Annotated in this window: 20 protein-coding genes; 11 read left to right on the top strand and 9 right to left on the bottom strand. The window is 41.3% G+C overall.

The genetic code is table 11. From position 1 onward, the window contains the following. Positions 1-70: 70 nt before the first annotated feature. Positions 71-1,621, top strand: coding sequence for an SUMF1/EgtB/PvdO family nonheme iron enzyme (locus DVR12_RS08205; protein ID WP_116975189.1), 1,551 nt, complete (start codon positions 71-73; stop codon positions 1,619-1,621). 204 nt (positions 1,622-1,825) lie between these two features. Here DVR12_RS08205 and bcp read toward each other — a convergent pair whose 3' ends face one another. From bcp to DVR12_RS08240, 7 genes are all read right to left on the bottom strand, one after another. After that, entirely contained in the window at positions 1,826-2,287 is a 462-nt protein-coding gene (gene bcp / locus DVR12_RS08210) for a thioredoxin-dependent thiol peroxidase (RefSeq protein ID WP_116975190.1), read from the bottom strand. A 34-nt stretch (positions 2,288-2,321) separates the two neighbouring features. After that, positions 2,322-4,010 carry a peptidoglycan DD-metalloendopeptidase family protein gene (locus DVR12_RS08215; RefSeq protein ID WP_116975191.1) on the bottom strand — a complete coding sequence of 563 codons (1,689 nt, stop codon included), beginning with the start codon at positions 4,008-4,010 and terminating at the stop codon, positions 2,322-2,324. 109 nt (positions 4,011-4,119) lie between these two features. Further along, entirely contained in the window at positions 4,120-4,929 is an 810-nt protein-coding gene (locus DVR12_RS08220) for an ABC transporter ATP-binding protein (protein ID WP_116975192.1), read from the bottom strand. Next, entirely contained in the window at positions 4,929-5,708 is a 780-nt protein-coding gene (locus DVR12_RS08225) for an ABC transporter permease (RefSeq protein WP_116975193.1), read from the bottom strand. The genes DVR12_RS08220 and DVR12_RS08225 overlap by 1 nt, the downstream gene beginning before the upstream one ends. A 67-nt stretch (positions 5,709-5,775) precedes the next feature. Further along, a complete protein-coding gene (locus DVR12_RS08230; RefSeq protein ID WP_116975194.1) occupies positions 5,776-7,542 on the bottom strand; it encodes a phosphate ABC transporter substrate-binding/OmpA family protein in 1,767 nt (588 codons plus the stop codon). A gap of 45 nt (positions 7,543-7,587) precedes the next feature. Then, positions 7,588-8,577 carry a PspA/IM30 family protein gene (locus tag DVR12_RS08235; protein ID WP_116975195.1) on the bottom strand — a complete coding sequence of 330 codons (990 nt, stop codon included), beginning with the start codon at positions 8,575-8,577 and terminating at the stop codon, positions 7,588-7,590. 14 nt (positions 8,578-8,591) lie between these two features. Further along, the gene (locus DVR12_RS08240; RefSeq protein ID WP_116975196.1) at positions 8,592-9,278 is read right to left on the bottom strand and encodes a coiled-coil domain-containing protein; all 687 of its coding nucleotides are present in this window, start codon (positions 9,276-9,278) and stop codon (positions 8,592-8,594) included. A gap of 255 nt (positions 9,279-9,533) precedes the next feature. Here DVR12_RS08240 and gldA point away from each other — a divergent pair, with 255 nt between their 5' ends. The 8 genes from gldA to DVR12_RS08280 all read left to right on the top strand — a co-directional run bounded on the left by gldA (position 9,534) and on the right by DVR12_RS08280 (position 16,457). Continuing rightward, the gene (gene gldA, locus DVR12_RS08245; protein ID WP_116975197.1) at positions 9,534-10,448 is read left to right on the top strand and encodes a gliding motility-associated ABC transporter ATP-binding subunit GldA; all 915 of its coding nucleotides are present in this window, start codon (positions 9,534-9,536) and stop codon (positions 10,446-10,448) included. A 68-nt stretch (positions 10,449-10,516) separates the two neighbouring features. Continuing rightward, positions 10,517-11,803: a phosphopyruvate hydratase gene (gene eno / locus DVR12_RS08250; protein WP_116975198.1), complete on the top strand. Its 1,287-nt coding sequence runs from the start codon at positions 10,517-10,519 to the stop codon at positions 11,801-11,803. A 76-nt stretch (positions 11,804-11,879) separates the two neighbouring features. Then, complete coding sequence (locus tag DVR12_RS08255; RefSeq protein ID WP_116975199.1) at positions 11,880-12,197, top strand: FtsB family cell division protein; 318 nt, start codon at positions 11,880-11,882, stop codon at positions 12,195-12,197. A gap of 105 nt (positions 12,198-12,302) precedes the next feature. Next, positions 12,303-12,518 (top strand): hypothetical protein, encoded by a 216-nt coding sequence (locus DVR12_RS08260; RefSeq protein WP_116975200.1) that lies wholly within the window; start codon positions 12,303-12,305, stop codon positions 12,516-12,518. A gap of 12 nt (positions 12,519-12,530) precedes the next feature. Continuing rightward, on the top strand, positions 12,531-13,178 hold the full coding sequence (gene nth, locus DVR12_RS08265) for an endonuclease III (RefSeq protein WP_116975201.1): 648 nt from the start codon (positions 12,531-12,533) through the stop codon (positions 13,176-13,178). Between the two features lie 10 nt (positions 13,179-13,188). After that, positions 13,189-13,911: a YqjF family protein gene (locus tag DVR12_RS08270; RefSeq protein ID WP_116975202.1), complete on the top strand. Its 723-nt coding sequence runs from the start codon at positions 13,189-13,191 to the stop codon at positions 13,909-13,911. A gap of 99 nt (positions 13,912-14,010) precedes the next feature. After that, positions 14,011-15,207 carry a nucleoside permease gene (locus DVR12_RS08275; RefSeq protein WP_116975203.1) on the top strand — a complete coding sequence of 399 codons (1,197 nt, stop codon included), beginning with the start codon at positions 14,011-14,013 and terminating at the stop codon, positions 15,205-15,207. Between the two features lie 59 nt (positions 15,208-15,266). After that, positions 15,267-16,457 carry a Gfo/Idh/MocA family protein gene (locus DVR12_RS08280; protein ID WP_116975204.1) on the top strand — a complete coding sequence of 397 codons (1,191 nt, stop codon included), beginning with the start codon at positions 15,267-15,269 and terminating at the stop codon, positions 16,455-16,457. Between the two features lie 63 nt (positions 16,458-16,520). Here the strand turns inward: DVR12_RS08280 and DVR12_RS08285 are convergent, their stop codons facing one another. Both DVR12_RS08285 and DVR12_RS08290 read right to left on the bottom strand, forming a co-directional pair. Continuing rightward, positions 16,521-17,114 carry a DUF6134 family protein gene (locus tag DVR12_RS08285; RefSeq protein WP_116975205.1) on the bottom strand — a complete coding sequence of 198 codons (594 nt, stop codon included), beginning with the start codon at positions 17,112-17,114 and terminating at the stop codon, positions 16,521-16,523. A 137-nt stretch (positions 17,115-17,251) separates the two neighbouring features. Continuing rightward, the gene (locus tag DVR12_RS08290; protein ID WP_116975206.1) at positions 17,252-19,102 is read right to left on the bottom strand and encodes a 2-oxoacid:acceptor oxidoreductase subunit alpha; all 1,851 of its coding nucleotides are present in this window, start codon (positions 19,100-19,102) and stop codon (positions 17,252-17,254) included. A 276-nt stretch (positions 19,103-19,378) separates the two neighbouring features. On the opposite strand from DVR12_RS08290, the gene DVR12_RS08295 reads away from it, so the two are divergent. Together DVR12_RS08295 and DVR12_RS08300 are read left to right on the top strand one after the other, a co-directional pair. Next, complete coding sequence (locus DVR12_RS08295; RefSeq protein WP_116975207.1) at positions 19,379-20,119, top strand: Bax inhibitor-1/YccA family protein; 741 nt, start codon at positions 19,379-19,381, stop codon at positions 20,117-20,119. Positions 20,120-20,628: 509 nt separating this feature from the next. Further along, entirely contained in the window at positions 20,629-21,357 is a 729-nt protein-coding gene (locus DVR12_RS08300) for a head GIN domain-containing protein (protein ID WP_116975208.1), read from the top strand. Positions 21,358-21,375 lie beyond the last annotated feature (18 nt).

A 21,375-nucleotide genomic window follows, 5' to 3' on the forward strand; every position in this document is an offset into this window, starting at 1 on the left:
TTTTTCGCCATAAAATAAAAAAGAGTACATTTGCGTTTACTGTAAATATACTAGACTAAAGCTGTATCGCATGCGTAGATTAACCTCTTTATCATTGCTCGTAGGTACCAGCGTAATGCTATCCATGAGTGCCTGTCATAAAGACGGCGGGGGACTTTTCGGTAAGAAGAAGGAAGCTTCTTCGGCTACTGGCTGGACTTATAACGACCAGAAAATGGGTGGTTTCAGCGTAGCAAAGAACAAAGACCAACAAACAGGTCCGGGCCTTGTTTTCGTTCAGGGTGGTACTTTTGCCATGGGAGCAACAGAACAGGATGTAATGGGTGACTGGAATAATATTCCGCGCCGCATCACTGTTTCTTCCTTCTACATAGATGAATCTGAAGTTGCCAACGTCCATTACCGTGAATATCTCTACTGGCTTAACCGTGTTTATGGTGAGTCATTCCCTGATGTATACCGTAATGCTTTGCCAGATACTCTGGTATGGCGTAGCGAATTGGCTTATAATGAGCCTCTTGTAGAATACTATTTCCGTCACCCGGCCTATAACGACTATCCTGTAGTAGGTGTTACCTGGAAACAGGCAACCGACTACTGTAAATGGCGCTCCAACCGTGTAAACGAAAAAATGCTGATGGATAAAGGTCTGCTCTCCAAAGCAGATGTTAACAATCAGTCTGATGATAACACCTTCGATACCAAGTCATATACTGCAGGATTATACGAAGGTACTCCCGGTAAAATGTCTAAAAGCGCAAAAGCTCAATTCAAAAATGCTGATGGTACTCCTCGTAACGCAGCTTTTGAAGATGGGGTAATGCTTCCAAACTACCGCCTCCCAACAGAAGCTGAGTGGGAATATGCGGCACTGGGATATATCGGCCAAAACCCTGGCCCTTCTAAAAAAGAAGGTAAACACGGGGAAGAACTCATCATGAACAAACAGGTGTATTCCTGGGGTACAAATACCAGCGGATTACGCGATATCCGTCGTGGAAGTATGCAAGGACAATTCCTTGCCAACTTCAAACGCGGATCGGGTGATAACATGGGTGTTGCCGGCGGCCTGAACGACCGTGCTTCTATCCCTGGTCCTACCCGCTCATTCTATCCTAATACTTTCGGTATCTATAATATGTCCGGTAACGTATCAGAATGGGTACTTGACGTTTACAGACCATTGAACCCAATCGATGGTGAAGACTTCAACTACTTCCGTGGTAACAAATTCCAAACTGTTTATCAAAACGAAAACAAAGAATTTGAAAAAGATAGCCTCGGACATCTGAAAATGAGAGACGTTACTGACGAAGAAAGTGCTAACCGTCTGAACTATCAGAAAGGTGATGTAATCAACTACCTCGATGGTGACTCATTATCACAGGTTGAATACGGATATGGTATCACTTCCCTGATCAACGATAAATCTCACGTAGTGAAAGGTGGTAGCTGGAACGACCGTGCTTACTGGCTCTCTCCTGGTACCCGCCGTTACATGCAGGAAGATATGGCAACCAATACTGTAGGTTTCCGTTGCGCAATGGACCGCGTAGGTAGCCCGGAAGGTAACAAGTTTAAAACTGGTAACCTGTTTAAGAAACAACGTCAAAAAAGATAAGCTCGCGTAGCTCGCGGTTTCTCGCAGAGAAGCAGAGTTTAATATTAAGAAGCATAAGGATCGAAGCGAATGTTATTAAGAACTACTGACTGGTTTCTGTTATAATTGAAACCTAACGGAAGTCCTTAAAACATTCGCTTCGATCCTTATGCTTCTTAATATTAAACTCTGCTTCTCTGCGAGAAACAAAAGCGAGCTCGCGAGCTACACCCAAAGCTCTAATATCTGCTCCGTTTGATTTTTAGTATCAGGCTTCTTGATGATATGAGCTATCTCTCCATTTTCATCAATCAGAAAAGTAGTTCTGTGAATTCCATCATAAGTTTTACCCATCATTTGCTTCTCTCCATAAACTCCATACTGATGAACAATCTTCTTGTCTTCATCTGCCAGCAAAGTAAATGGTAATTCATATTTGGCAATGAACTTTTGATGACTTTCTTCGCTATCTGTACTCACTCCTACTACCACATACCCTTTCTTCAAGAGCTGATCATAATTATCTCTCAGATTGCAAGCCTGAGCTGTACAACCAGGAGTCATATCTTTTGGATAAAAGTAAAGCACTACACGTTTACCTTTAAAATCTGTAAGAGAAACGTTTTTACCATTTTGGTCTTTCCCTTTGAAAACAGGCGCTTTATCTCCTTCTTGTAAGTTTCCCATATTGAAATTTTTATCTGATTAAAATATAATACAACTATCGCTTAAAGGATAGGGTATAAGATCCTACATTTCCTGCTATGTCTGTAACTTTCAACACCAGTGTATGATTTCCCGGCCCACAATGCTCATCGAACGTATAAGTAAGCACGTTGCCCTTGCGGGAAAACATCAGCCACTTCCCGTCCAACTCCGCACGATAATCCTTAATTCCGCTGGCATCATTCATAGCAAAGGAGATTTTTGCAGCCTTCGATAAATTAGCCCCTGGCTTGATGCCTAATGGAGTAACCTTTGGTGCTACGGTATCAATTTCCAGATGGAAATTTCCAAAATCTCTAAAGTTTCCTTTATACCAGCCATTCTCTATACTTGTTGCAGAAGCATTACTTCCCATTCCTTCCCGCACCATTACTACTTTAGAACGTAAAGACTCAGGCACATCACGTGTAGGCTTTATCAGCACGTTAAAGAAATCATGAACAGGGATCAATGGAGTATGTAACTGATATACGTTGGAAACGTATTTTGCGTTTTCTGCAGGCAGTTCTTTATATCTGAAGCAGATTTCATCATAAAGGGCAGCTTCATCCAGATAAAATTCTACCTGATTATTCTCAAAAATATTCCTGGAATCAGGATACATAGTATTGGCACAAGTCGGAGCCGGCTCTTCAGGGCCACCCTGTTGTAATGCCAATTTTACGTTAGAAGTATTACCATAAGCGTCCTTCACCTGTAATGTAACATTATGTACTGCCCCATCGCTCAGATCAACCGTTCCGTCTCCATTCAGATCGTGGTAAATATCCAGCCGGTTCCCTGGTAAAGAAAATAACAGCTGATAATATGGTCCACCACCTTTTTTAATTTTATAGTCGATATGCGCATTGAGATAACGGGTTTCATCGTACCCGATATTATCCAGCTGAAAATCTATATTCGGTGTTCCATTGTCAGACATCACTACCTCATAAATACCGTAGATATTACCAGAATTCATTCTGTCGATGGCATTAATCCCCAGCCCTACTTTCGCAGCATTCACTTTGATCACGGGAGTGGTGGTAACATATTCTCCATTCACCTTTTTTACGGCCAGCGTAACTGGCTGCTGCTCATAAATACTTCTGTCGCGGTCATAAACTGCGATGCGGTAAACTTCAGGAGCATGAGTGTCTGCTATATTAAAACCAAACAACAGCGGATTTAGAGGCTTCTCTGTTTGAGTATTACGAATTTCGAAATGCAGGTGAGGCCCGGCAGAGCCACCAGTATTGCCACTATAAGCAACAAAGTCGCCCTTCTTAACCGGAAAAGTACCGGGAGGAATAGTTATATCACTGGCCCAGCTTTCTGCCTGGTATTGTTGCTTTTTAACATATTGCTGCAAAGCAGGGAAAAAGCTATTGAGATGTGCATAAACTGTAGTATATCCATTGGGGTGAGTTATATACAGCACGTTTCCGAAACCGGTATGCGAAACACCGATTCGACTTACATAACCATCCGCTGCCGCAAAAACAGGCAGGTTTTCCCGTTGCTGGGTTTTAATATCGAGCCCCGAATGGAAGTGATTGGGCCGCAACTCGCCGAAGTTGCCGGCCAACTCAATTGGAACATTCAACGGCACTCTGAAATAGCCTTGCGGATAGTCCTTTACCGGAATGGATTGCGCATGTAATAATTGCGGTAATAAACAAAGTAAACCGATGACTCTCTTCATAATGCAGCAAAGGTAGATAATTACCTATAAACGAGTTACGGATTTGTAATGGGTGATAAATTTATCACTCATTACAAATCCGTAACCTATGTCTAAATTGAAATGTGGTTTAAAGCAGCGACTTGATATTAGCTATCAGATCCTGAAATCCCGGCTCCTTGCGAACTTCAGGCTGCCATGCATAACCCATGGCACATAAATCATACTCATGTTTTATGGTAGCTCCTTCTTTCCCATCTTCACAACCTAAAACCCATACAGTGTCAGAGATTGCCGCAGCATTTTCGATATCGTGACTCACAATGATCAGTGTATTTTGCTCCTGAAGGGTAGAAACCTTTACTAACAATTGAATTACTCTGTCTATCATCAAGACATCAAGACCAGAAAATGGTTCATCAAGCAAAATGAACTTATTACCAGTTAAAACCTGTTGAATGATACTAACACGCTGCCTTTGCCCGCCACTCAACTGAGCAGGATACTTTTGCAGGTGTTCTGTTAGCTGGAAGGTTTCAGCATAATCGGTAATAATACTTTTCTTTTCGGCATCGGTCAGCTTCACCGCTGCATTATCTAACCCAATTTTCAGATTGTGATAGATAGTACGGTGATTGAACAGAATGTAGTTCTGAGGTACAATTCCAACTTCACCGGCTCTTACCGGATGCTGATCAGTATCTATCTTTACCACACCCTGAGTAGGTTGGATAAGGCCCGAAAGAACTTTGAAAAGCTGTGTTTTACCGATCCCGCTTCTTCCAATCAACGACACCACTTGTCCTTGCTCCATATTAGGCCGGTGAATATCATGTATGCAAAAATTTATATCCCTTAATATGGTTTTAGTACCATATTGCAGCGATACGTTTTCAGCGCATACCAGGGGTCCTGTTTTCGTATATACGTTTGCGTTCATTAGTTTCTAGTTGAGAGTTTGGTATACGGGAATAACCATTCACGGAACTTACCGAGAATAAAATCGAAGAAGATACCCAGTAAGAAAATAACCACCAGAGTACTGAATACTACATCCAGTTGTACATACTTATTAGCACGGATCAACATCACTCCCAAACCACCTTCACTCATACTCAATCCCTCAACGGTAGTGATCATTAACCAGGCAATTGCAAAGTTCTGGCGCATTACTTCAAATACCTGATCCAACCTACCGATTACCACTACTTCCCAAAGGGTTTTCCAGCTGTTCATTCTCAGGGTAGTGCATAGCTCAAACTCCTGTTTATTGATTTCATCTATCACCGAAAGTAAAGAGGTAACGAAGAAAGGAACAATACCGAAAATCAATAGGCTCAATTTCAATTCATGGCCATTCTGGGTCAGTAAGGTAAACAGGAAAATCAAACCCGTTAATGTGAGGTAACGGCACTTAATGACGAAGCGGGCAATAGGATTGAAAAATGGGATAATTGAAAGGTAGCTGATTACAAGTGCAATAATGATAGAAATAAACATCCCTTTAATCGTGAGTACAACACTGCTAAACAGGTTATCGATAAAGGAAGGCTCCTGTACCATTTTCCCAAGGGTTTGCAATACTTTCAGAGGAGTAGGAATCAGCCCACCACCGCTTAATTGCCAGGCAGCCAATGCTATTACTACTTCTACGATAATCAGCGCCAGCATAGCCTTACGATTAATGATACGTAAAGGCTCAAAAAAAGATTTAATCACGAGGCATAGATTTAAAAAAACGGTTGCTGAAAGTTATTCAGCAACCGATATTAAATTGAAAATGCAATTACTGACCAAGTACAATCTGTACGCGGCGGTTCTTTGCTTTACCTTCAGCAGTATTGTTATCTGCAATAGGTTTAGCATCACCATAACCTTTAGATTCGATACGGTCTTCAGCCAGGCCTCTACCTACCAGGTAGTTCTTAACTGCAGCAGCACGTTCGTTGGAAAGACGCTGGTTAGATGCTTCATTACCTACATTATCGGTATGCCCGTAAACTCCCACTTTCAAACCTTCCGCAACTACGGCACTTTTCAGGATTTCATCGAGCACTGCATGTGAGCCGGATTTAATAACCGAACTACCGGTTTCGAACTGAATCTGGTATGATTTAGAAGAAACTTCGGAAGTGATATTATCTGCATACTTTTCCTTAATAGCAGTACCTGTCAGCAGTTCAGGGTGATTAGACACAACTGAAGCCAGGAAAGATTTATCTACTACCTGAGTATATACCGGATAGTTAGGCATCACTTCAGGATACATACGGGTCAGGATATCACCAAACGTGGTATACACGATTTTGTAACGGTCGATATTATCTTTACCCATACCAAACATATTGGCAGCATCGTTCAGGTTAAATGCCATAGATCCACCCAGCTGTACATTCAGGCCTTGTGCATCTTTTTCTTCCACACCGTTGTAATATTTCAACCAGTATGCACCATCCTGCTCGTTGTATACCTTCGCAGAAACACCGGCTGCATAAGCTTTTGCATCGTTAAAAGAACGTACCTGGTCACCTGCCTGGGCCAAAGCCATAATCAGGTTTTCGATATCGGTACGGTGATCGTATGCAAATTTTTTAATAGTAATACTGATGTTAGGCATTTGAGCTGAATACTCTTTGGTAGAAGCGATGTTTACCAATCCACCTTTTTTCTGCGCCACATTTACGTCGCCTGGTGTCCAGGTGGCAACACCATCTACAGAGATAACAGTATCCTGGCTGGTTTTCTTACCGTCGATGATCAGTTTACGTTTTTCCTTATAGCCTGCGATATATTTTGCACCGGCATCGAGGAAGTCGTTGGCTGAAATAATATTGATGGCATTACGGTCGTAAGAAGTTTCATCCGGGTTTACACGCAGGTTGTTATCACCAGCCCATTTCAGGAGGATGTTGATATCGCCGTCGCGAAGTACACCGGCAACAGATTTACCTATTGCAGTTTTCGGATCTCTTTTCCATTCGATAGGCCCCATCAGTTTATCTTCTCCATAGCTTTTACCCATTGTGTAGAAAGCGATAGGCTGATAATCCGGACCTAGGGGTTCCAATTCTTTTACCAATGCGGCAAAGAAAGCTGGCATACCGTCGCCCATGAATGAGGCGAATACACCGGTTGCATTAGGATTGTTTTTATAATCCTGTGCAAACTTCACCATATCAGCAAGCGATTTGTTACAATCGTCCTGGCGTACCAGTTCTACCTGTAATTTCGCTTTGTCGATCAGGGAGTTTTTCACGGTTTTAGGGCCACCGTTTGCATACATGAGGGCAAACTGTGAGTTCCAGGCCATTACGCGCCAGGATATTTTAGTACCTCCATTCAGTACTTCTTCTCCTTCGGGGAGTGCCAGTTTGGAAGCATTACCCGCGAGGGAAGCTTCAGGAGCATCCGGTAATGCTACCCTTCCGATTTCGGTTGCTTCTTTTGCAATTTGCGGGCGTTTATCCCACCAAAGTACCTTTCCTGCATAAATGGCACCTAACAACAATACGATGCCTAAAACCTTTCCACCGGGTTTTACTTTCACGGCCATAGTGATAATTATTTAGATTGATTGAATGATGTTTAATTAGATTGATTAGCTTAAGAGATCATTGTAGTTATCTGTTGGTACAGAGCCCGGGAGGCGTGGTTGTTTCGACGGTTCCCATCTTTGTATATCCAATTTGTAAGTCTGATCAGGATCATAAGCTTCAAGCATTTTCAGTCCCTGAACTTCATACGTAGCATTATCCAGATCAATGGAACGCATGAAATCAGTTGAGTAGTTAATTGCTTTCTTCATGCTGGATAGCTTGGTAGCAATATCTTCTTTCAGGAATTCCATCGACTGTTCTACCATGAGTTTTTTCTCAGGGTCGCCGTTGAAGATTTTCAGGGCAGACGACAATGCTTTGTTACCGGAAGTAACGGACTTGTAAAGGTCTTTTTTCAGTTCCAGTTCATTGCGTGCATCCTCGATCATGTAACCACTATTCTTATGTACTTTGGTCAGGTAATCGCCAATTTTTGCGAGGTTATCTCTGATTGGAGTTAGCTGAGCTACATATTCTTTTATACGGGCAATCTGACGGGTGGCATTACCCAGTTCCGGCAGCATGTTGTTATCTTTTGCCGCTTTGGCACGGGATAATAACTGGCCCATTTCCTTTTCCTTTTCGTTAATCTTCAGATCAATTTTTTCTTTCTGAGCATCAACGTCTATGGATTGTTTATAGAGTTTTTCGCGTTGTTCTTCCATATCGCTGATATAGTCTTCAGCGATGAGGAAAGGATCAAGTTCAATTACGAGTCCTACTAACTTTTTCATCAGCCATTCATAGAAATAGAAGAGGCTAAGTCTGAGTTTGCGGTGGGTAATGCAATAGAGGAAAACTCCAAGACATACCAGGGCAATACCGAAGTTGAGGGTATTCCATACAACTTGGGTTAAAATAGGAACTACATAATAGCCTATAGCTACTAGTAATCCTAAGCCGATCAGGATTCCGAATTTCCCTCCAGGTCTGTTCCAATAGGATTTCAATTTCTGCCCGGAATCTGTGGCAGGAAAGTACTGTGTTTCCATGGGTGTGTTAATCGTTAAAGCGAAGTATTGATTTTTTGAATATCTGTGTTTATCTTTCTCAACATAGCTTCACAGGCTACCTGATAGCCTTGTGTATTTGCATGAATTTTTGCTTCCTGTTCAGCAATTTGTCCTTTCAATTGTTCTGTTAGCGTTTGTGCCTCGGCGATTTCTTTAGTCAGTTGTTGAATCAGAGCGGCATTATCGGCCATTTTCTTAGACAGATCTTCCAGTTGCTGGTTGCGGCCATCGACTTCGGTAGCGGCTTTGCTGCTGGCTGCTTTTTCGAATTCTGCTTTATCCTGCTCAATAATTTGTTTGTATTGTGCAGCGCTTTCAATCAGCCTGTTTTTTGTCAGCCCTTGAATGCTCAGTGTTGCGTACACGGCAGCCATACGTGCATTTTCATCTTTCACGTGAGCTTCCAGTGTTTCCATCATTTTCCAGAATTCATAATAATCCGGCCCTGGCAAATTGCTTTTTTCAAAAAGGGCGCTGAAGTGCTGTTCGAACTTATCTAGCTCCGCTTCTGAAAGATTTGGTGGTCCGGATTGTACTGGTTGATACGAATTACCGGAAGGATTGCTAAGGGGGAATTTTTGCGAAAGAGCATGATGTTGTTCTGCTGCTCTTGCATTGTTGTTGTCATCGGGTTCAAATTCCACAAAAAGGCCCATGGCTTTTTTCAGAAAGTTTGACATCAATAGTTGGATTGAGACATTTATGAAGATTTTATATCGTTGGAAGTTTTGTATAGGTTATATATAACGTATAGGTGCCACCCTAAATGCAAGTTATATGCCAATTTAAAAGCAGGTTATTATTTTCATATATGGTACAGGTATTATTTATCATTAAATATATACAATATTTCCTTAACAATCCTTTTCCAGTCTCAGAAAGGGAAAAACAAGAGATTTATAGTACTTTAGTTCCCGCAAAAACGATGCAGTTTCATGTCTATCCAGGTTTCAGAATTAAGTAAAGTTTATGGGGAGCAAAGGGCAGTAGACGCCATTTCCTTTGAATTGAAAAAAGGGGAAATTACCGGATTCCTTGGGCCAAATGGTGCCGGGAAATCCACTACCATGAAAATGATCACCGGATTTCTGCCTCCTACCAGCGGAACTGCTACTGTATGCGGGTTCGACGTGGTTTCCCAATCACTGGAAGTACGTAAAAGGGTCGGATATCTTCCCGAATCCAATCCCTTGTACTACGATATGTATCTGACCGAATTTTTAGGCTTTGTAGCCGGAATTCACAGAATCGGAAAACAAGCTACCAAACGAATAGATGAAGTTATCGGGCTAACAGGCCTGCAACCCGAAAGAAATAAGAAAATAGGCGCACTTTCCAACGGATATAAGCAAAGAGTGGGAATTGCCCAGGCTCTGCTTCACGATCCGGAAGTATTGATTCTGGACGAACCCACTACGGGATTAGATCCTAATCAACTGGCTGATATCCGCCAACTTATCAAAACTTTAGGAGCCAGTAAAACCGTCATCCTGTCTACCCATATTATGCAGGAAGTAGAAGCGATCTGCGACAGGGCAATAATTATCAATCAGGGAAAAATAATTGCAGATGACCAACTTGCGGCTTTACAACAGAATAGTGGCAGTAACGGCTATATTCTTGTAAGTTTTGGCGAAGAGGTTAGTCAGGAAGAATTGTCAAAAATCCCTGGTGTTGCGGCTGTTAGTAAGAAAGACGAACAACATTGGCAGTTGTTTTCATCCCAGGTAGATGAGGTTAGAAAAAACCTGTTACAATTTGCTTTGATTAATAACAGGAACATACTTTCTTTGCAGAGCAATTCGCAAAGCCTCGAATCTATTTTCCGGGAATTGACGAAAAGAGTGTAAGGTTTCTCCTCATATGGATCATGAAGGGAAAATTGCATCCATCCATAACAAAATAATTTTTTTCGATTATGAGTACTATTTCAGAAATCCATGCCAGGCAAATACTCGACAGCCGTGGTAATCCTACAATTGAAGTTGACGTAACCACAGAAGACGGGCATTTTGGCCGTGCTGCGGTTCCATCTGGTGCATCTACTGGTAAACACGAAGCAGTTGAACTTCGCGATAATGATAAAAGCGTTTACATGGGTAAAGGCGTATTGCAAGCCGTTAAAAATGTAAATGAAATCATTGCAGAAGAATTAGTTGGCTGGGAAGTTACCGACCAGGCAGGTATCGATAAAATGCTGATCCAATTAGATGGTACTCCAAATAAAGCTAAACTGGGTGCTAATGCTACTTTAGCTGTAAGTATGGCTGTTGCCAAAGCTGCTGCTGAAGAATGCAACCAACCACTCTACCGTTACCTGGGTGGCGTTAACGCATTTACTTTACCTATTCCTTTGATGAACATCATCAACGGTGGTGCACATGCTGATAATAAAATCGACTTCCAGGAATTTATGATCGTTCCTGTTGGCGCTCCTTCTTTCTCTGAAGCTCTCCGTTGGGGCGTGGAAATCTTCCACCACCTGAAATCTGTTCTGAAAAAGAAAGGTTACAGCACTAACGTAGGTGACGAAGGCGGTTTCGCTCCTGAAATCCAAAGCAACGAAGAAGCTATCGAAACCGTTCTCGAGGCTATCAAAGTTGCTGGTTACGAACCAGGAACTCAGGTGGCTATTGCTTTAGATGCTGCCAGCAGCGAAATGTACGACGAGGCTACCAAATCTTACAAATTCTATAAAAGCTCACAAAAAGTTATCAGCAGCGACGAAATGGTTGCTTACTGGACTGAGTGGGTTAATAAATATCCTATCGTTTCAATCGAAGACGGTATGGCTGAAGACGATTGGGCTGGTTGGAAAAAACTTACTGAAGCAATCGGCGACCGTACCCAGTTAGTAGGTGACGATTTGTTCGTAACTAACGTTATTCGTCTGAAAGAAGGTATCGATAAAGGTATCGGTAACAGTATCCTGATTAAAGTAAACCAAATCGGTACTGTAACTGAAACTATCGATGCTGTAAACATGGCTCACAAAGCTGGTTACACTTCAATCATGAGCCACCGCTCCGGCGAAACTGAAGATACTACCATCGCTGACCTGGCGGTAGCATTGAACTGCGGTCAGATTAAGACCGGTTCTGCTTCCCGTACAGATCGTATGGCTAAATACAACCAATTGCTCCGTATCGAAGAAGCTTTGGGTGAAGTAGCAGTTTATCCTACCAACTCAATTGGTGTTAAATAAACTAATTAATGCACATTTAACGGGTTTGAAGAGAATCTAATTCTTTTCAAACCCGCATTTTTTTGTAATTTGCTGTATGTCTAAATTTCAATCCATAAAATTGCCAAAATTTGTAAAGAATAAATTCTTTATAGCTGCTGCCGCATTTGTAATATGGATTTGCTTTTTAGACAAAATAAACCTCATGTATCAATACCAGTTCAGATCTGAGGAACTAAAACTGGAGGCTCAGAAAGCATTCTTTATCAAAGAAATCCAGCAAACTAAAGAAGAACAACAAGAACTCCTTTCCAGCCCCGAAAAACAGGAAAAATTTGCCAGAGAGAAATACTTAATGAAAAAGGATGAGGAAGATCTTTTTATCATTGTTCCTTCTACCACTGCGAAACCATAACGCCCGACCTTGCCTGTATTAAAAAATTATCCTAATTTAACAATAGATTCAACCCTTATATCGTTATAAAACAGAACCTATTTTTTGGTATTAAAACAAATCTGCATGAGTAATTTTACACTTTCTGTACTTTCAACCCTGTGTCTTGTTACCAAAGGTGATATCAAACAACAGGAGGAACTTTCCTTATCCAGGGAAGAGCAAGCTAACTTTGAAGACACCAAAACAGCATTAAACACCCTTTATTCTGCACCAAGAGCTACTACCCTGCAACAAATCTTCGATTACGCCGCTAACAAACAGAACGGGGAAGAAAAATAGTATCTTTACGGCATGACTCAGAAAGAGCGTTACGCATTTGTACTCAATTACTTTGAGACGCATTCTCCTAATGCCGAAACCGAATTAATATACGATAACCCTTACCAACTTTTGGTAGCGGTAATCCTTTCTGCCCAATGCACCGATAAAAGGGTAAACATGACCACCCCGGCTATATTTGAACAATATCCGGACGTCTACGCGCTAAGCAATGCTACATTCGATGACCTTTTTCCGCTAATCCGCAGCATCAGCTATCCTAACAACAAAACAAAACACCTCATAGGAATGGCTCAAATGGTTGTGGAAGACTTTAACGGAGAAATCCCTTCCACCGTAGCTGAACTGGTAAAACTACCCGGTGTAGGCCGTAAAACAGCCAATGTAATTACGTCCGTTGTTCACCACCAACCTAATATGGCTGTAGATACCCATGTTTTTCGCGTTGCAGCTCGTATCGGGTTGACAACCAACGCCAAAACACCTTTACAAACCGAACTTCAGCTTATCAAAAATATTCCGAAAGACAAAATTCACATCGCTCACCATTGGCTTATTCTGCATGGCAGGTATATCTGTATTGCCAGAAGCCCTAAATGCGGCGAATGTGGACTACGTCCGGCTTGTAAATACTATGCTAAGCTGGTAAAAGCTCAGTAAACCGTTTGATATGCAACCTTTTTTAACTGCCAACTGGAAAAATTTGCTCCTTTTCAATTTCGAAGCAGATCCTGCCCTCCTGCGCCCTTATCTTCCAGCCTATACAGAATTAGATTTCTTCGGCGGTAAAACCTACCTAAGCCTGGTTGGATTTCTCTTTGAAAAAACTAAGCTCAAAGGGATCAGCGTTCCCGCTCATCAGACTTTTGAGGAAGTAAACCTTCGGTTTTATGTCAGATATAAGGAAGCCGGAAAATGGAAAAGAGGAGTTGCTTTCATTAAGGAGCTGGTTCCTAAACCCATGATTACTTTTGTTGCCAACACACTCTACAACGAAAAATATGCAACGCTCCCCATGAAACATAAATGGGAGTTTTCCGATCAGGCAATTGAAATAAGCTATCAATGGAAATTAAAAGATACCTGGAATTTCCTTACTGCAACTGCCAATAAAGAAAGTATTGCAATTGAAGACAACAGTGAAAATGAATTTATTCTCGAGCATTATTGGGGATATACTCAGATCAATAATAAATTAAGTGGTGAATATGAAGTTAAACATCCTAAATGGATGGTACATCCGGTAAGGAACTTTAACTATTATTGTGATACACTTAACTTATACGGAGAAGCTTTTGTACCGGCTCTGCAACAGCCCGGCAGCGTTATCTTAGCTACCGGTTCAGAAATTGAAGTAATGCCGGGAAGAAAAATCAGAAGTATACCTTTATAAACCTTGCAGGTTTCCTTTATCCATCATTAATTTCATTTGTAGATTCCAAAATTTATTATCTTAAGCGGTTCATAAAGTTTCAAAAATACATATCGTCGTATGAAATCAACTGTTAGGGTACAGCTCTCGTTTATGATGTTCCTCGAATTCTTTATTTGGGGAGCATGGTTTGTGACACTGGGTACCTTTGTTCTGAAAAACCTCCATGCTTCCGATACAGAAGTTGGGGTAGCTTTTCTTACTCAGTCTATCGGTGCTGTGATTGCACCATTTATTGTAGGAATTATTGCCGATAGATTTTTCTCGGCCCAAAACATTCTCGGTATTATTCACCTCATTGGTGCTGCATTATTATGGTTGATGTCCGGGCTCACTGAGTTTGCGACTTTCTACCCGGCAGTACTTTGGTACATGGTATTGTACATGCCAACACTTGCGCTGGTAAACTCAATTTCCTTCAGGCAGATGAATGATCCGAGTAAGGAGTTTTCATTTATCCGCGTATTTGGTACCATTGGTTGGATCCTTGCAGGTTTACTTATCGGATGGTTAAAGTGGGAGAAAACCAATTCTCTGGATCTTACCTTCAAAATGGCCGCTATGGCATCTTTGCTGTTAGGATTATTTAGTTTTTCACTACCTAAAACTCCTCCTGCAAAGAAAGGAACCAAGATTTCTGTAAGAGAAATTCTGGGTCTCGATGCCATCCGCATGCTGAAAAACAGATCATATTTACTGTTCTTCCTCGCATCTGTTGCGATCTGTATCCCTCTGGCCTTCTACTATAATTTCACCAATCCTTTCCTCAACGAAATTGGTATGGAAGCAGCAGCCGGTAAGCAATCTATGGGTCAGATGTCTGAATTCCTGTTTATGCTCGTAATGCCTTTATTCTTTGCCCGTTTAGGTGTGAAGAAAATGCTGGCACTCGGAATGGCTGCATGGGTAATCAGGTATTTCCTGTTTGCAAATGGAAACGTAGATGGAAATTACTGGATGCTGATAGTTGGTATTCTGTTACATGGTATATGCTATGACTTCTTCTTTGTAACCGGACAAATTTATACTGATAAGGTTGCCGGCGAAGAATTTAAAAGTTCTGCGCAAGGTTTTGTAACGCTTGCCACTTATGGAGTAGGTATGTTGATTGGTTTCCTCATTTCAGGACCAATCGTAAATGCGTATAAAACCAGTGCAACATCTCACGACTGGCACAGCATCTGGTTGATACCTGCCGGTATTGCAGCTGTAGTATTAGTACTGTTTATGATTTTCTTCAAAGACAATAACAAATAATCTCTTCATTTCGAGCCCTGCAACGCACCTATCGTTGCAGGGTGCTAAATCAAAGTTTTATGGCAAACATAGCAATGCTTGGTTCTGGCTTTATTGCTCGCTTCTATGCCGATTCCATCATCGGCCAAAGAAGCCGCGATACGATAGTTAGTGTATATTCCCGACGTGATGAAAGCGCAAAAAAATTTGCTGACGACTACAAAGTAGCATTCCAGACTACCGATATGGAAGCCGCAATTGCTCGTCAGGACGTTGATGTAGTATGTATTTCATTGCCTAACAATTTACATGAAGCTGCAGTAAACCTTTGCTGTAAACATAAAAAAGCGGTGATCTGTACCAAGCCTTTAGGTCGTAATGCCGAAGAAGCTAAACGTATGCTGGAAGCCGTAGAGAAAGCCGGAATCTTTCACGGATACCTGGAAGACCTGGTATATACTCCTAAATTCATCAAAGCATTACAAAGTGTGAAGGATGGCGCTTTAGGCCGTATTCTGTGGGCTAAATCAAGAGAAACTCACCCTGGCCCGCATAGCGAATGGTTTTGGGATAAGGAACAGGCAGGTGGTGGCTGTATCCTCGACTTAGGTTGCCACTGTGTTGAAATCGGCCGCAGCTTCATTGGTAAGGATATCAAACCAATTGAAGTAATGTGCTGGGCTGATACCCAGGTAAAACCAATTGATGCAGAAGACCATGCTATTGGTCTGGTAAAATATGAAAACGGTGCTATCGGTCAGTTTGAGGTGAGCTGGACGTTCAGAGGCGGACTGGATCTCAGAGATGAAGTAATGGGAAGTGAAGGTACTATCTGGCTGAATAGCTTCCTCCGTACAGGTTTCGATATGTTTACCACTGGTAAGGGTGCCGATTATGTAGCTGAAAAAGCAGAAAGTAACTCCGGCTGGTTATTCCCTGTAGGTGATGAACTCAATGAGCTGGGATATAATCATATGTTCACAGATATGTTCAACGCCATGGAAAAAGGAACTGAGGCTCGTGAAACTTTCTATGATGGATATGTTGTTAACGCAATTCTTGATGCTGCCTATAAAAGCGCAGCCAGTAAACAATGGGAACCAGTAAAGCTAGACATCTGGCGCGGTCAGGAAGGCTTGTCTAAACACAAGACCCTTACCGAATATAATGATCAATACTATCTGGTGAAAGAAGAAATGACACATTTCGGAGCCAGGAAACTGATCCTTAAAGACAAAACTACTGGTCAAATTATTGAACAAACTGTATAAAGAATTATACAATTTTGAAACAGGACTGACATAATTGTCGGTCCTGTTTTGTTATAAGGATAGCTAACTTGTTTTCACAAAAACAGCTTTCCCAAAAGAATGATTTACTTCTACCTGAACCAGAACTCCGTTTTCATACTTATAAACATTCTTTTTCCCTTCAGGTAAAGAAAGTTCATATAGTCCATCCCCTAACGGCTTCACAGGTAGAAAACGCCCCAGTGTTTCAGAAAACACACGGGTAACCTGCTTGGGTTCAGCAAAGTACAGATCGGCTACGCAGGATACGATCTCCGCTTCTGCCAGTAACGATTTCTCTCCATTCATGACAACCGTATAGTCTTTAGTGTTACGGCTGGTTGTGGTTCTTTTGTCTTCCCCACTTTTTCCGGAGATACGTGATGATTTGGCAACAGTAAGAATGTTGTTGCTGTATTCATTGATGATATCGCTGTAGATCTTCGATAGCATAACCTGAATACGTGTTTTGATAATAATACTTTTAGATGGCCCATTTTGCTTTCTGTTAGCCTCTATAGTGCCTACAGCACGATTAGCTACCCGTACTTCAAAGGTATTTGTCTGGGCTAACGCGATCTGTAAACTTCCTACAGCTATTGCAACAATGGTAAGGAATACTCGAAAATAACTGTTCATACCTATATGCTTAAACAACCAAAAAATTGGGGAGAGTAGCTGTAATATCTTCCCATATAGGAAAATACAAAAAATCCTGCCACGATTGACAGGATTTTTTATTGTGCAAAAATTAGATATGTTGAGCTGGTTATAAGCTAGGCCAGCATTTCCTTTATTTTTGTTACCAGTTCACCTTTGGTAATAGGTACACCCATAATCTTATTATATCCTTTAGCATCTATCAGATATTGATCACGGATAATTTTGATAAGCTGGCCATTATTAATTTCTGGAATAAGCACCTGGTCATAGCTATGGAGGATTTCACCCAGGTTTTTAGGGAATGGGCGCAGATGTCTCAGATGTGCATGTGCCACTTCATGGCCTTCAGCAATCAGTTCCAGAACCGCACTTTTAATCGCACCATAAGTAGAACCCCAGCCTAATACGAGGATTTTTCCTTTTTCAGGACCTAATTCGATCTTCTGCAAAGGAATATGATCAGCAATCTTATCTACCTTCTCCTGACGGATTTTCACCATTAACTGATGATTTTCAGGATCATAGCTAACATTACCGGTAATATTTTGCTTTTCCAGACCACCAATTCTGTGTTCTAAGCCCGGAGTACCAGGTACAGCCCATGGTCGAACAAGGTTTTCGTCGCGGTGGTATGGCAGGAATTGCTCCTCACCTTCTGCCAGCTCTTTCTTAAACTTCACTTTAATTTCAGGCAGATCTGCAGATTGTGGGAATCTCCAAGGTTCTGCACCATTGGCAATATAACCATCGCTTAAGAAAATAACCGGTGTCATATGCTGAACCGAAATTTTGAAGGCTTCAAAAATAGCGTCAAAACAGTCGGCTGGCGTAGATGCAGAAATCACAGGCATCGGACATTCACCATTTCTACCATAATATGCCTGTAATAAGTCTGACTGCTCAGTTTTGGTAGGCAAACCGGTTGATGGTCCACCACGTTGAATATCAATTATTAACAAAGGAATTTCCAGCATTACAGCCAGTCCCATTGCTTCACCTTTCAGTGCCACACCAGGGCCGGAGGTAGTTGTAATCCCCATATGTCCGCCATATGAAGCGCCAATTGCGGAAGTAATACCAGCAATTTCGTCTTCCGCCTGGAAGGTGCGTATACCGAAGTTCTTCAGTTTACTTAATTCATGGAGTATATCAGAAGCCGGAGTAATAGGATAAGTTCCCAGGAATAATGGGAGGTTAGCTTTCTGGGAAGCAGCTACCAGACCGTAAGACAAAGCCGTATTTCCGGTAATGCTACGGTAGGTTCCTGGTTCCATACGAGCTTTTTCAACTCTGAAACGGGTTGAAAATGCTTCAACGGTTTCAGCGAAGTTGTAGCCTGCATGCAAAACTTTCAGGTTACTATCGAGGATTTCAGGTTTTTTGCTAAACTTATCACGCAGGAAGTTTTCTGTACTTTCCATATTACGGTCGTACAGCCAGTATAGGAATCCGAGAACAAACATATTCTTGGCCCTATCTTTTTCCTTCATCCCTAAAGTGGTATCCTTTAAGGCTTCTCTGGTCATTTTGGTAACATCCATGGTATGTACCTGGTAAGAGGCCAGGGAACCATCTTCCAGTGGGTTGATACCATCCGGGTAATTGGCCAGTCTCAGGTTTTTAGCATCAAAACCATCTGTATTTGCGAGGATTATTCCACCTTTTTTTAATCCTTTCAGGTTGGCCTTCAGGGCAGCGGCATTCATTGCTACCAACACATCGCAGGCATCACCGGGAGTAAAAATTCTATTGGAAGAAAAGTGTAACTGGAAACCACTCACGCCTGGCAAAGTACCTATCGGGGCGCGTATTTCGGCAGGGAAATCAGGGAAGGTGCTCAAGTCATTGCCCACTAAAGCCGTATTATTAGAAAACTGGGTACCTGTCAACTGCATTCCGTCTCCACTGTCGCCTGCAAATTTGATCACTACATCCTCCAGTTGTTGAATCGAAGTATTAGGCATCTATTATTCTTTTAATTAATCGTTTGAAAGTGTAAATTTAGGTAATCGGCAGGTAGTAATCCAATTCCATTTGAATTAGGCCTGTCGACCTCTACAAAAGTACACAACTTTGGTAGACTATTATAAATAGAAACCGGCTTTCTCATTACTTCTTGTTATGGGTTATAACTCAAAGTTATTAATTAGAAAACCGTATTTTTACAGCAAACACAAGAGGAGTTTTACTCTTGTATTAAATCTAAATGTATTTTTAACCATAAAATTTTAATTATTCTTATGGCACTATTTCAATCGAACAACCCTGTACTGAAACCTAGTATTTTCGACAAAGCGCCGCATATTGTGGGCGAAACAATGACTGTCAAAGGTACTATTGGAAAAATGGCTTTTTTATTAGCGATGGTAATAGCTTCAGCTGTATTTTCCTGGGGCAGATTTCTGGTAGATGAAACCAGCGTATTACCATTGGCAATTGGTGGAGCAATCGGTGGATTTGTACTGGCACTGGTTATTATCTTTAAAAAAGAATGGTCAGGATTTCTGGCACCTGCATATGCTTTAGCAGAAGGTTTATTCCTGGGAGCTATATCAGCTATTTTCGAAGCTAAATTTCATGGCATCGTACTTCAGGCGGTAGGCTTAACCTTTGGAACCTTTATAGCTATGCTGGTATTGTACCGTACAGGTGTTATCCGTGCAACTGAGCGTTTTAAATCAATCGTAATAACTGCCACCATGGGTATCGCAGTATTTTACCTGATTGCATTCATACTCAGATTTTTCAACTTCCAGATGCCAATGATTTATGACAGTGGATTAATTGGAATTGGATTTTCTCTGGTAGTTGTAGCTATTGCAGCATTAAACCTGATTTTAGACTTTGATATGATCGAACAGGGTGCTGCTCAGGGAGCCCCTAAATACTTCGAGTGGTATTCAGCATTCGGATTGTTGGTAACGCTGGTTTGGCTGTATCTCGAAATTCTTCGTTTATTAAGTAAATTAAACAGAAGATAAGAATATTAAGAGCCTAAAGCTCCCGAACGGGCCTGTATCGCTTGATACAGGCCCGTTTTAGTTTTATACCTACCCGGTTTCGTAGGTCGTATTTCGTTATAAAACGAACGACTAAACGTGCCAAAACCTCAAAAATATGTTAAATGGTTCCGCTATCATTTATTGTGGCACCGTAATTGCAAAACCTATAGCAACAAGTTCTTATTACGAATTGAATTTTTAATATGCATAAGCGTTATAGTATAAGTAACGTTTAAGCATATCGGTTTGAAAACGATTAACAGAAGTTGACCTGAACCTACAGCTGTTATTGAAATTTGAACAATGTGTGATTAGATTCAAACTAAAAGATCAATTCATTTTTAATTAAGCGCAATAGTTTGTTTTCATAGGGGTTAATCAGAAAGCCGGTGCCGTACGTCTGTACGGCCGGCTTATTTTTTTTGGGGCATAGGGGTAAGTCATAACAGAACCGTCATCTAACCATAACTCCCAAAAAAATATGTTATATGAAACAAGTACTGGTAAGCTCCAATTTTAGATGCATATGGTTATGTGCAGTAGCCCTCTTCCTATTCTCTAGCTGTCATAAAGACTATATACGAGGCAATGGAAATGTTGTTGTAGAACAACGTTCAGTAGGTAATTTTACAGATGTAGAAATTATGGGGCCATTTGAGGTAGAATTAATCCCCAATAGCAGCCCGAAAATTGAGATTAAAGCAGAAGATAATGTTATTGGTGCAATAGAAACAGGAATCAGTGGCAATAGCTTATATATACGTATAAGGCGCAATGTTCAACTTCGTAATCATAAACCATTGAAGGTTTATCTTTCCAATCCATTCTTCCAGGAGGTGATTTTTAAAGGGTCAGGACAACTTACAACCAGAGATACACTTCAGGCAACTCTTTTCAAATACCAGCTTGACGGTAGTGCCACGGCAGATTTAACCTTAAAGGTTGATAATCTGTTTGTTACAATTAATGGAAGTGGGAGTACAACACTTGCTGGAAGTGCCAATACATTCAACAGCACTATTAATGGAAGCGGAGGAGTAGATGCCTGGGATTTGCCTTGCAAGTTTGCAGATTTAACCATCAATGGATCAGGAGCTTTCAGAGTGGTGGTAAATGAACAGCTGACAGCTAAGATTCATGGAAGTGGAGATATTCATTTTAAAGGGCCTGCAACCCTTATTTCGGATATCAAGGGTTCCGGAAGAATTATCAGGTAAATCAGGGAGGTTTTGAAT

It is taken from the genome of Chitinophaga silvatica (assembly GCF_003419895.1).
Taxonomy (GTDB): domain Bacteria; phylum Bacteroidota; class Bacteroidia; order Chitinophagales; family Chitinophagaceae; genus Chitinophaga; species Chitinophaga silvatica.